The sequence below is a fragment of the Arsukibacterium indicum genome (genome assembly GCF_019100565.1).
GTDB classification, from domain to species: Bacteria; Pseudomonadota; Gammaproteobacteria; order Enterobacterales; family Alteromonadaceae; genus Alishewanella; species Alishewanella indicum.
The window spans coordinates 86,035-98,472 of record NZ_JAHRID010000011.1; the positions used below are offsets into that span (position 1 = coordinate 86,035).

At 43.4% G+C, this 12,438-nt stretch carries 13 protein-coding genes; 12 read left to right on the forward strand and 1 reads right to left on the reverse strand.

Going from position 1 to position 12,438, the window contains the following annotated elements:
• Positions 1-45 precede the first annotated feature (45 nt).
• From KQY15_RS18420 to KQY15_RS18445, 6 genes are all read left to right on the forward strand, one after another.
• Positions 46-3,219: an amidohydrolase family protein gene (locus KQY15_RS18420; RefSeq protein WP_217671393.1), complete on the forward strand. Its 3,174-nt coding sequence runs from the start codon at positions 46-48 to the stop codon at positions 3,217-3,219.
• A 314-nt stretch (positions 3,220-3,533) separates the two neighbouring features.
• On the forward strand, positions 3,534-3,884 hold the full coding sequence (locus KQY15_RS18425) for a hypothetical protein (RefSeq protein ID WP_217671394.1): 351 nt from the start codon (positions 3,534-3,536) through the stop codon (positions 3,882-3,884).
• 107 nt (positions 3,885-3,991) lie between these two features.
• On the forward strand, positions 3,992-4,468 hold the full coding sequence (locus tag KQY15_RS18430) for a hypothetical protein (RefSeq protein WP_217671395.1): 477 nt from the start codon (positions 3,992-3,994) through the stop codon (positions 4,466-4,468).
• A gap of 487 nt (positions 4,469-4,955) precedes the next feature.
• A complete protein-coding gene (locus tag KQY15_RS18435; protein ID WP_217671396.1) occupies positions 4,956-5,378 on the forward strand; it encodes a GNAT family N-acetyltransferase in 423 nt (140 codons plus the stop codon).
• A gap of 99 nt (positions 5,379-5,477) precedes the next feature.
• Positions 5,478-6,239 (forward strand): hypothetical protein, encoded by a 762-nt coding sequence (locus KQY15_RS18440; protein WP_254795841.1) that lies wholly within the window; start codon positions 5,478-5,480, stop codon positions 6,237-6,239.
• Between the two features lie 118 nt (positions 6,240-6,357).
• Entirely contained in the window at positions 6,358-6,501 is a 144-nt protein-coding gene (locus KQY15_RS18445; protein WP_217671397.1) for a hypothetical protein, read from the forward strand.
• Between the two features lie 62 nt (positions 6,502-6,563).
• Here the strand turns inward: KQY15_RS18445 and KQY15_RS18450 are convergent, their stop codons facing one another.
• Positions 6,564-7,007 carry a SirB2 family protein gene (locus KQY15_RS18450; protein ID WP_217671398.1) on the reverse strand — a complete coding sequence of 148 codons (444 nt, stop codon included), beginning with the start codon at positions 7,005-7,007 and terminating at the stop codon, positions 6,564-6,566.
• Positions 7,008-7,374: 367 nt separating this feature from the next.
• On the opposite strand from KQY15_RS18450, the gene KQY15_RS18455 reads away from it, so the two are divergent.
• The 6 genes from KQY15_RS18455 (at position 7,375) to KQY15_RS18480 (ending at position 12,366) form a co-directional block, all read left to right on the forward strand.
• A complete protein-coding gene (locus KQY15_RS18455) occupies positions 7,375-7,677 on the forward strand; it encodes a hypothetical protein (protein ID WP_217671399.1) in 303 nt (100 codons plus the stop codon).
• A 134-nt stretch (positions 7,678-7,811) separates the two neighbouring features.
• On the forward strand, positions 7,812-8,546 hold the full coding sequence (locus KQY15_RS18460) for a hypothetical protein (RefSeq protein ID WP_217671400.1): 735 nt from the start codon (positions 7,812-7,814) through the stop codon (positions 8,544-8,546).
• Positions 8,547-8,590: 44 nt separating this feature from the next.
• Positions 8,591-10,120, forward strand: a complete 1,530-nt coding sequence (locus KQY15_RS18465) for a P-loop ATPase, Sll1717 family (RefSeq protein ID WP_217671401.1) — start codon at positions 8,591-8,593, stop codon at positions 10,118-10,120.
• 111 nt (positions 10,121-10,231) lie between these two features.
• Positions 10,232-10,792, forward strand: coding sequence for a hypothetical protein (locus tag KQY15_RS18470; RefSeq protein ID WP_217671402.1), 561 nt, complete (start codon positions 10,232-10,234; stop codon positions 10,790-10,792).
• Positions 10,782-11,540, forward strand: a complete 759-nt coding sequence (locus tag KQY15_RS18475) for a hypothetical protein (RefSeq protein ID WP_217671403.1) — start codon at positions 10,782-10,784, stop codon at positions 11,538-11,540. The genes KQY15_RS18470 and KQY15_RS18475 overlap by 11 nt, the downstream gene beginning before the upstream one ends.
• Positions 11,541-12,021: 481 nt before the next feature.
• Positions 12,022-12,366 (forward strand): hypothetical protein, encoded by a 345-nt coding sequence (locus KQY15_RS18480; protein WP_217671404.1) that lies wholly within the window; start codon positions 12,022-12,024, stop codon positions 12,364-12,366.
• The last annotated feature ends 72 nt before the right edge of the window (positions 12,367-12,438 follow it).

A 12,438-nucleotide genomic window follows, 5' to 3' on the forward strand; every position in this document is an offset into this window, starting at 1 on the left:
GATTAAAACGCTAACTATAACTAAAACCGCCACGGGAACCTACCAATGACCATATTTAAACCCTGTTTACTGGCACTGGCCATTGCCAGTTTAACCTTGCAAGCTGACGATGATCAGCCAAAGTGGGATGTCAACGCGCCTCAAGGCCAGTTTGAAACTGTTGATATTAACGTGCAGCAAGGCAGCTGGATGAATGTTACGGTAAGCCCCGATGGCAAAACGCTGGCGTTTGACCTACTTGGCGATATTTATACCATGCCCATAAGTGGTGGCAAAGCCACCGCCCTGACCAACGACATAGCCTGGAATATGCAACCGGTATTCAGCCCGGACGGCAAAACTATCGCCTTTACCAGTGATCGGGCTGGCGGCGATAATATCTGGCTGATGAATGCCGATGGCAGCGAGCCGCGTGCGGTAACCAACGAAACCTTTCGCTTACTGAACAGCCCGGCCTGGAGCCCGGATGGCCAGTTTATTGTTGCCCGCAAACACTTTACTGCCAGCCGCTCATTAGGCGCCGGTGAAGTTTGGCAATATCACGTTAGCGGCGGTAATGGCGTAATGTTAACTGAGCGGCCAAACGATCAGAAAGATTTAGGCGAACCGGCGTTTTCAAAAGACGGCAAATACATTTACTTTTCACAGGACGATACCCCGGGTAAAACCTTTCATTACAGCAAAGACTCGGAATCCGGCATTTATGTAATTAAACGCTTTGAGCGAGCAACCGGTAAAATTGAAGAGCTGATTGCTGGTGCCGGTGGCGCAATCCGCCCTACACCGTCACCCGATGGTAAATACCTGGCTTATATTCGCCGGGTCGATTTTCAAAGCACTTTATTTTTATATGATTTAAGCAGTGGCGAACATATCAAACTCTACGATGGCCTGGATCGTGACATGCAGGAAACCTGGGCCATTCATGGGGTTTACCCTACCTTAAGCTGGACCCCAGACAATAAAGCGCTGGTATTCTGGGCCGGTGGTGAGATTAAACGGCTGGATATTGCCAGCAAGCAGGTGGCAACGGTACCGTTTGAAGTGAATACCAGTAAGCAAATTCAAACCGCAGTGCGCTTTACCCAGGATCTGGATAAAACCGACGTAGACGTGAAAATGCTGCGGTTTGTTAATGTCTCACCCGACGGTAAAAAAGCGGTATTCACTGCGCTGGGCCATTTATACATTACCGACTTATCTGATCCGAAACCGCGCCGGTTAACCAAGCAAACTACTGACTTTGAGTTTTACCCGGAATTCTCCCGCGATGGTAAACAACTGGTGTATGTCAGCTGGAATGATCAAACTCAGGGTGCCGTTAACCTGCTGAACCTGCGTAATGGCCGGGTAACCAAACTAACCAGCGAGCCGGGTAAATATATTGAGCCTACCCTGAGCCCGGATGGCAAAACGGTGGTGTACCGCAAAATTGGGGCGGGCAGCATTCTGCCACGGCAATGGTCGCTGAACACCGGCCTGTATAAAATCAGCAGCCGCGGTGGCGACAGCGAACTGATTGCCCGCAATGGCCGCGCGCCAATGTTTGGTGCCAGCAATGATAAAGTGTATGCAATGGATTATGGCAGTTCGCCTCGCTTTATCAGTATTGATTTAACCAAACAAACCCAGCAAACCCTGTACACCGCTAAATTTGGTACCGAGTTTAAATTATCACCCGACGGTAAATACCTGGCCTTTGCCGACCGCTTTAAAGTGTTTGTTACCCCCTTTATTGAACGGGGCAGCGCTATTGATATCAGCGGCAACGATAAACAATTGCCGGTAAAGCAGCTGTCAGTGCGCGCCGGCGAATACATCAGCTGGAGTGGCGACAGCCGCAACCTGTACTGGAGCTTAGGCCCCGAGCTTTATCACGCCAGCATTAACGGTTTGTTTGAGCACAGTGCAGACAGCGAAGCGTTTAAAGTAAAAAACGGCATTAACCTTGGCTTTAAATTCCCGGCCGATATCCCGCGCGGCACCGTGGCCTTTGTTGGTGGCCAGGTACTTAGCATGAAAGGCGATGAAGTTATTGAAAATGGCGTGGTTGTGGTTGAAAACAATAAAATTGTGGCTGTCGGCAGCCAGGCAGATGTTGCCATTCCTGCCAGCGCGAAAGTGTTCGATATCAGTGGCAAAACCATTATGCCGGGTATTTTTGATGCCCATGCCCATGGCAGCCAGGGTACTCAGCAAATTACCCCGCAACAAAACTGGCTGAATTATGCCGGTTTAACCTTTGGCGTAACCAGCATTCACGACCCGTCAAACGATACCCGCGAAATTTTCTCGGCCAGTGAAATGCAACAGGCTGGCAAAATTGTCGGGCCGCGCATTTTCTCTACCGGTACCATTTTATACGGCGCAGAAGGTGCCGGTTATACCTCGCATATCGACAGCCTGGACGATGCCAAATTTCACCTGGAGCGCTTGCAGAAAGTGGGCGCTTTCAGTGTTAAAAGCTACAACCAGCCAAGGCGTAATCAGCGCCAGCAGGTAATTCAGGCAGCACGCGAGCTGGGCATGATGGTAGTACCGGAAGGTGGCTCGTTAATGCAGCATAACTTAACAATGATTGTCGATGGTCACACCACCATAGAACATGCCCTGCCGGCAGCCCGGGTGTACGACGACATTAAACAGTTATGGCAGGCCAGCGGCACAGCTTACACCCCTACCCTTAACGTCGCCTATGGCGGTATCTGGGGCGAAAACTACTGGTATGATAAAACCGAAGTGTGGAAACACCCGCGGTTAAGCAAGTATGTACCGATGGACGTATTAGCCCCGCGCAGTATGCGCCGGCCTACCGCACCAGATCATCATTACAATCACTTTGCCGTGGTTAAAACCGCCAAAGAGTTGCAGGATGTCGGGGTAGTCGCGAATATTGGCCCGCACGGTCAGCGGGAAGGCTTGGGTGCCCACTGGGAGATCTGGATGTTTGCCCAGGGTGGCATGAGCCCGCTGGAAGCGCTGAAAACCGCCACCATTAACCCGGCCAAAACTTTTGGTATGGATCATCAGCTAGGCACGATTGAACCGGGTAAACTGGCTGATTTAATTGTTATCGACGGTAACCCGCTTGAAGATATCCGGGTAAGTGACAAGGTAATTTACACCATGGTAAATGGCCGCTTATTCGATGCCGCCACCATGAACGAGATTGGCCTGCGCGAACGTCAGCGTCAGCCATTTGAGTTTGAACCTAAATAGCCGTTTATCAATAACGCTACATACCAATAAAAGCCCCGGCCAGCGCCGGGGCTTTTTTGTTCCTGCTCATTTATTACTGTTTATACCAACAGTAAATAGTATTGAGTTTTTATTCTGCAACTTGCGGGCTTTAATCCTGTATTTTGCAAAAGCAAAAATGTATACAGGAAAAAAACGCTTGATTTACATTCAGGTACAAGAATAGACTCAGGCAACTAAAAAAACTCAAAGGAAGTTTTGTCTAAAACTTGCAGGCAAAGATCCTTCTATTAAATTGTTAGTGCACCAAGTTCGTTCTCAAACAAGGAGTAAGTATGGCATATGAGGAAATAGCAAAAGCGTGTGAGGCATTAAGTTACAGAGACAAGTTCAGACTTGCGCAGCTGTTACTCCAACTTGGTCGAAAGCAGGAAGAGGAGGAATATCCGGCCCCACGAAAGGCTTCTGGGCCTGATGGGCAGGATCAGATAAGTTACGTTACAGAACGTTTGTTGAAGCTTAAGCCGTCTAAATTATCTTCACTTTCTAATTCCATAGCTGCGATGTTTCAATTCCAAGGTGGCATATCAGAGCCAGATAAAGATGCCATTATTGCGAATTTAAAAAAACAAAAGGTTATATCCGTAAGTGAGACGGGGCGAGTTTCCTATCCGGACTTCCGGTAATTAAATGCACTAACAAGGCCAGGCATGGCGACGTCTTCTTCGCTGCGGCTTCGCCTTCGCTACAAAGCCGCGCATGCTGGCGGCGTTATGTTTTCTGAGGAAGTTAGATGGCTGATGTAATCAGTAATATAATTACAGGCATATTTATAGCCGGAGTAACTGCATATATTACCGTTCACCTATCGGTTAAGCGGTTTAGGCAAGAGCGCTGGTGGGAGAAACAGGTAGTCGCATATGAAAAGCTTATTGAGGCGCTGCATCATTCTAAAGCATTTTCAGACGAATACTTGAGTGCCAGTTATGAATGTAGAGAAGTTTCAGAAACAAGAGACAAAGAGTTAAGAGCAAAATCGGCTGAAGCGCACAGAGAAATTGAGAAAGTTGCCGATGTAGGCGGTTTTCTATTAAGCACTGAAGTGAGGCAGCGAATACAACGATATCGCCAAGAGTCAGATGCTGCATCAGAGACTACTGACTGGGTTACCTATCTCGAAGGTAGTTTAGCAGCCACAAGTAGTTGCCTCGAAGATATTGTAAAAATCGCGAGAAAGGAGCTCAAAATTGATGGCAATGAAAAAACATAACAAGCGCCATCAAAAACGCGCCCGTTGGGCGCTCGACTCGCAACAAGTTGCTCGCGTTTGTGGCGGGCGTTATGTGACTCGATAAGATGAAGTTACCAACAAAGTCTGAAATTATAATTGGGTGTGTTTTTATAAGCTTTGGCGTGATCAGGTTGTTTTACACACCCAATGAATTTAATCCTGGATGGTACGCAATATTTTCTGGTGTAACATTATTTCTCTTTCCTGGGCCTCAACTAAGAGATCGGTTTAAACAAACTGAAGATACAAAAGCACAGTGGAGGCAAAGCTCCAAAACAGCAAGTTCAAAAAGCTTAAGCTGGTGGGCATCTCCGTTTCCATGGGCTTTTTTAATCTGTTTAGTGGTGCTTGTTTTTGCAATCGTCACATAACAAACAAATATTATCGCCAGCAAAAAGCGCTGGCTGCGACGTCAACCCGCTGCGTGGCTTTCCGCGCTAAATTTGGGCGATAGGAGACTAAAGCAGTGGTTACATTTAGACTATCTAAAGATTTGGCGAAAGCAGCACGTTTTACTCTGTCGAATATGCGCCGATATTATGAACAATACTCTGTAGATTGGGATGAAGCTCAGATTGAGAAAATGACGCAAGAGCTTGTGAACTTTGATATTTTACTTGAGGGAAAGCTTATTGGTGTCATTAGATTATCTTTCGATAGTGACGATTGCTGGTTACGTGATTTGCAAGTTGAGCAGAGTTATCAGAATCAAGGCATTGGCTCAATCGCTATTGCAGAGGCGGAGCGATTCGCGAGAGAGCACTGTGCTGAAAATTTAAAGCTTAGAGTGTTTAAAAACAGCCCAGCTGTTCATTTGTATAAACGGCAAGGGTTCGGCTTAACGAGTGAAGACGAGCGGTTTTACTACATGAGCCGTATCGTCTCTTAACAAACAAATTTTATCGCCAGCAAAAAGCGCTGGCTACGACGTCAACCTGCTGCAAGGCTTTTCGCGCTAAATTTGGGCCGCACCTCTTGGGGAGTCATTATGTCTATCTTTCATGGAAGAATAGTGAAGAATCTGGTTTTAGTTTTTACATTTCTGATTGTTGGCTGTACCAGTTTAAAAGATGTTGCTGAAAGCAGCCAAAATTCTGAAGCTTTTATTGGTATAGAAGATGGACAACTGATTTATAAGGGTGAAATAACTGAAACATCAAATAATGTGATTTTTTCATTGTTTAGGGCATCTGAACTCAAGCCAAACCGATTGCTTATTTCCAGCCAGGGCGGTGAGATTGGTGCGGGAATGGATTTAGGACAGTGGGTCAAAGATAATAATTTGGATGTTGAGGTGATAAGGGTATGCGCTTCTTCTTGTGCAAACTATGTATTGCCCGCTGCCAATACAAAGTACTTAAGAAAAGACTCGGTTCTGATATGGCATGGTAGCGCATGGCAGTCTAATTGGCATGTTGATAAAGAACACCGCGAAACTTTCAAAACATACATCACTTTAATGCGTCAGAGGGAAACTGATTTTTACGCAAATATTGCAGTCGACAACCTACTAACTACATACGGCCAGTCTAAATTTAATTTCTTAGACTTCACTCTGAGCTTGTTTGGCAAAGAAACTGTTGGTTACGATTACTCTGTAGCTGATATGGAGAAGCTCGGGCTGGTGAATATCGTACTCCTGGACGGTGAATGGAACTGGAGAGCCTATAAGCCTGGCAAAGCAAATTTGGTAAAACGTATAAAGCTCGATAATGATTTTAAGTTTGAGCTTCGTAGATTTGAAATATAACAAGAAAAACTTATTGTCAGCAAAAGTCGCAAGCCTTAACGTCAACCCGCTGCGAGGCTTTTCATGCTAAAACGTTATGGCTTAGCCCTTCCCTGTTAATATTTTTAAAGGAGGAGACATGTTTAACGAATTAAAAAACTGGTGGAATTCTGTACCAAAAGCCCAGAAATCCGGCTTGATAGTGCTGGCAGCATTTTTGGTGGCAGTGCTTATTTTCAGCTTTGGCGTGACTATTGGTTCATCTGTTGGCAAGGCACTTTAACATAAGGTTACGCGAGACCTCGCCCGGTTGCAGCCCCTGCTGTGCAGGGGCGTAGTTTATAGCTAACTTATGGCAAACAGCATTGACTGCGCGACGTCGATATAAGCATTAACATCATCACCGGCGCCCTTTACTTTCAGCCGGTGGGCATACGCCAGCCGGGCACTCATGACAAACCAGAACAGCGCACTGAAAAAACCGACAAAGCGCCAGACAGTTGTTTTGGCCCACTTCAGTGCCAGAGTGATAGACAACACATAAAACACAAAACCAGCCAGTTTAGACGACGCCCAGCCATTAACGAACGGATACAGCTGCAGCGGATTCACCATCATCAGATAAATAGCGGTAACGATAAACAAGGTATATAAAATATGCGGGCCAATTTTCAGCAGTTTGTTGTTAACCTTGTCAGACCCCTTCAGCGTTAAGGCAAAGTTGATGAGAAAAAACACCAACGTCAGCGCAATTATGGTCAGATGGGTATGTTTTATTATCAAGTACATGGCGTATTCCCTGAGTTTATTATTTTCGCCCGCCAATATAACGTTTTATCTGTGGTTTGACGATGCTAACGCGATAAAGGTTTTGCAGCCCCTGCTCCGCCAACGACACTGCCATCACTGTATAAACTGCCAGCAGACAGTTCTGAGTTTTTCTGCCACAACTCGTGGGCTATTCCCGCACTTTACGGCAACAAAAATTGCTACAACAATAAAATGCTTGATTTACATTCAGGTACAAGAATAGACTCAAGTAACTATAAAAACTCAAAGGACATTCAGACCGCAACTTGCGGGTGCAGAGCCTTTGAATAAGCTGTTAAGTTTTCTTACTCAATAAGCGAATTTTTACCAATTAATGGATTAGTTTATGTATCAAGTTACGCTGCGCAAGATATTTTCAAATTCAGAACTTCTATCTGAAGATTTGGATGAAGAAGACTTTGAAGAACAGTCATTCAGCTATAAAGTCAAACGTGATATTAAAATTGATTTTATACCTCAGATAGGCTCGTGTATTACTGTCGATGGAGTGTATACTTTAGTCCAAGATCTTAATTTTAATGTAAACAATCAATCTATTAGCATAACGCATTCTTATGATGTTCCGGTTGAAGATACAGCAATCCTTATGGTTAAAAAATTATTGAAAGCTGGATGGTCTACTTATTAGTTGTAATATAAATCCAGTGAAAACCACAAAATTAACAAGCGCAGTCACAACGGCCACTGCGTGGCCTGGACCTCAACCGCTGCACAGGTTTCGGCCTGTGCTGCGTGAGTTAAGTTATCGGAGCATCTGACCACATGGATGAATGTCCAAATAGAAAAATATTTGACTCATTATCTTCCACCTTTGATCGTTTAGAGGAAGCTGCGTGGTTTATTCGATTAATGGAAGAGCATTATCATTCCGCCGATAGGTTTAGATGGTCTTTGTCATCTTTTCTTCGTACCTTAAAGGAAGTAATGCAGCTTCTTACTATGGAGTTGCAGGGAAATAAAGCTCTCTCTGCTATTCTGAGCCAGAAGAAAGCTGAGCTTTCGTCAGATCCTTTAATAGAGTTTTTGTATAAGCAAAGAGATATTGTTGTTCATAAATCCATGCTCAAGCCTGCAAGCAAAGGAACCGTAGGTTTTACTCGTGGTCGAGGCTTGAAGTTAGGTCTGGGTATGCCAATTGACCCGCTTAGTGATAGCGTGACAGCCATAAAAAAGTATATATATCATGCTGCGAAAGATACGGATTTTCTCGGCATACTATATACAGAGGAAGATGGGAGTGGTGAGTATACATGCGTAGAACGTCAGTGGCGCATGTCTGAATTTCCTGATAAAGAACTAACGCAGTTAGCGGCTTCGGCGTGGGAAAAAGTCGCCCAGGCGCTTTTTAATATCGCAGGAATAATGGGGGCAAAGCTAGTCAAACCAAACTTTGAGCTCGGCAACCCTAACCATGTACATTTTGAGATATACAATCCAGAATGGGTTAAAGAACAGCTTGAGTACTACAAAAAATGGATCGCAGAAAATGAAACTTAATAAATCAAAGAACGCGGACTTGGCAAAGCTGTCACCTTTTTCGCTTGCGCAAAAAAGCCGCCAACTTCACCAATCCGGTGTTTGAGGCGTTAGAAGCTCTTAATTTCCGCATTTTGAATAGAGTAAATAATATGGATTTTAGTGAATATGAACTGCAAAAATTATTTGGTCATGAGGCTGCTGAGGATGAAGATCCGCAAAGACTGAAAGACTATTACTTCAAAAGCAAAGCGTATAAACAAGTAGTAAATGATCTTCCGCTAAGAATAGTAGTGGGGCATAAAGGCATTGGTAAGTCGGCCCTTTTTCAAGTTGCAATTGATGAGGAGGCAGAAAATAATAGACTCACACTGCTGATTAAACCTGATGACATTATTGGTATAGGAGAAGATACGGACGATTTCTTAAAACTTATAAGAGATTGGAAAATAGGTATAAACGAGATTATTGCTAAAAAAGCCCTGACGTCATTTGGCCTGCTTTTCGATGGCTGGAGAGGAAAATTGAATCAGTATGGCGGCGCAGCTTTAGACTTTCTTTCTTCGACACTAAAACTTGATGATAGTGTTAATTTAACTGCATCTAAAGAAGCGGTACTAAAAGAGTTTTTAAAGCACAATAAAATTTCAGTATACATTGATGATTTAGACCGAGGATGGCAAGGAAGAAAGCATGACATTCAAAGAATCTCCGCTCTCCTGAACGCCGTGCGGGATATTTCTACTGAAAATAGAGGGATCTTCTTTAGAGTCAGTTTACGATCTGATGTTTACTATTTGGCTCGTACATCTGATGAATCAACCGATAAAACAGAAAGCTCCGTAATTTGGTATTCGTGGACCAACCACGAAATATTAGTCCTGCTTGTTAAAAGAGTTGAAAGTTATTTCGGTAGGAAAGTGGATGAAGACGAGCTGTTGAAAAAACACCAATCCGAGCTAATGAAATATCTAATCCCTGTGATTGAAGAAAAATTCACAGGCAAAGGGCATTGGAGTAACGCGCCCATGTATAGGGTTTTAATGTCGTTAATTAGAAAGCGTCCAAGAGATTTGGTTAAGCTGCTAACGTTAGCGGGAAGAAAAGCATATTCTAGCGATTTAGATAAAATATCAACCGCCAACCTAGAATCGATTTTTGAAGAATACTCACAGGGAAGGCTTCAAGATACAATTAACGAATATCGATCAGAGTTACCTGCTGTTGAAAAGCTTATACTTGGTATGCGCCCCTCAAAAATACAAAGAAGAGCATCCCAAGGTTATGTATATAGCACGGATCAACTTTTGAAAAAGCTCAAAGCAATTGAAGAGCAAGGAAAATTTCGTTGGGCAAATGGAAATCAAGTTGATACAAAGGAGCTGGCTGCATTTCTTTATAAAATCAATTTCATTACTGCTCGTAAGGAAACCTCAGCAGGTATTGATCGTAAGTACTTCGAGGAAAATCGATACTTGTCGAATAAATTCACTGAATTCGGCTATGACTGGGAGGTTCACCCTGCTTACCGTTGGGCGCTACAACCCGAAGACCCAATGCAGATATTCAATGAGCTAGAGCTAAGTGCCAATTGATGGCAACTTCTAACAAACGGCTGCTCGCGGCCGTTTTTTCGCTGCTTCGCAGCTCTTAATAGGCTCGTGAGCCGGTCGTTATGCATACGAAATTTAGATTAAGGAGTAATCATGAGTCATTCAGAAGCAAAATTACATTTATCTTTAGAAGATGGGGTTTTTGAAATATCGGGATCGGAGCTTTTTGTATCTCAACAAATTGAAAACTTCAAAGAGATTATTCTGGAGGCACTGAAAAATAGGACAAATACCGCCGGCTCCTCTGAGGAACGTAAACCACCAGCAGCCGACCCTATTGAAGAAGGAGAAAAGTCAGGACATGGCTTTGATAATAAATCTTTCCCTAGAGTTCTTCATATCGAAGGCAAGGTAGTGAAAATTATTAAAAAAATGCCAGGTGCTAATAACGCTAAAAAATCCGTTAATACTGCATTGGCGTATCTCTGGGGACAGAGATCCGTTGGAGTTGAGGGGATTTCCTACCAAGATATTCGAGACTTATGCCAGAATCAGGGTTGTTTGGATTCAGCAAATTTTGCGGCCACTATGCAAAAGGCAAGAGAGTACATAATCATTGAAGGTAAAAAAGGTTCGTCAGTAAAAACATGTAAGCTTACGTTGCCAGGAGTTGAACGGGCCGAAGAGTTGTTGGAAGATCTGAATGGAGCATAAAGTAAGGGCGATCATCGAGGCTGTATCAGACAAAACGTTATCTGATCATATTATAGATTCCTACAAGGAAGTTGAACGCAATTACTTTATTAAGTCTTGGAAAACAAGTGAGTTAGATGCTGGACATTTTGTTGAGTCTGTTCGTCGATTAATTGAATTTAAACTCTTTGGGAAATACACACCCATAAGCAAGGGCCTGCCTCCGTTTAACGATAAATCGATGCTTTCTTATGTTAATGCTCAGGGTGATGACTCCTACAGAATACATATACCAAGAGCATTGTTAACAGTCTACGGCATTAGAAATAAACGTGGAGTTGGTCACCTATCGAATGTAAGCCCAAATCACCTAGATGCGACTTTCATTCTTTCTAGCGTAAAATGGGTTCTGGCTGAAATTGTAAGAATTAATTCTTCATATAAACCTGATGAAACATCCAAGATAGTCGATCAAATTGTGGATCGAAGCGTTGAAGGTATATGGGAAAGTGCTGACATCACTCGTATATTAGTAGATGGAATTAGCCTTAAAGAACAAATAATATTTCTCCTATATGCTACCGAAGAAATATTCGATCAAAAGATTCTTGATATTATTGAATACAAGAATCCGGCCTATTTTAAACGGACTTTAAAGCAGTTGCACAGTTCTCGATTTATTGAGTACAAATCCAATGGTGAGTGTTTAATTTCCCCTAAAGGCATTGCTTATGCTGAAGAAATAATACTGACTAAAGTGAATGCATAACAAGCGCATGTTTCGGATTGGTTCTCCGCTGCGCTCCAAACCAGCCGCAAATGCGGGCCTTATAACCTCAGGGTGGCACAGTGCAGTTAATAAATTTTACTGAAAGTGATTACCCAATTCTGATCAATTGGATTTGTTCAGAAAAACTCAATTATATCTGGGGTGGCACACTCTACACTTCCCCCAACAAAAAAGGTTCATAGCAATTGGTTAGAATGGAGAAAAGGTTATAACAAACGCCATCAAAACGCCGCTTTGCGGCTCAACTCGCAACAAGTTGCGGGCGTTGAGGCTGTAGAAAAATCTCTTTTCAGCCGATCAAGTTTGTGAGCAAAAAGTATTGTCTGGTTAAAAAGTGGGCTCTACACAATAAGCTTTTTCATATTGTTCATTTCGGTACCATTGGGCTATGCTTCATACAAGGGGTATCACTTGCTCCCGTTGGTCGCTGTACGTCAACCCGCAGCGCGGCTCGCAGCCCATGTACTTTGCGTTAATGCGCCATATTTTTCGCCGCATTATTAAGGATATTTCACAAATGAAGCTTTCCTCAAAAATATTCGCTATTTCACCGGTTTGTCTCGTTTTGTTAACTTCAATGGTTCAGGCACAAACTAGTGCACCCACAGAGACTAAGGAGACGGTTTCTTCTGCTCCTCTGACGGTTATTAAAAAAACAACGGAAGTCTCAAATATAAAACGAACCGACCGAAATAGGATTGATACTGCTCATAGAATTTCTGAGAGTGATAAAGCGACGATAGAAAAATCGAATACAACCAAAGACGAGCAAAAGCCGAAAAAAACTTTTACCGGCAGCGTGTAGTGGTCAAGTAAAATTGGCCACGGTTTTATAGTAAAGCCAGTATCTTTTCTCTGACTCATTTGGTGTTAAACC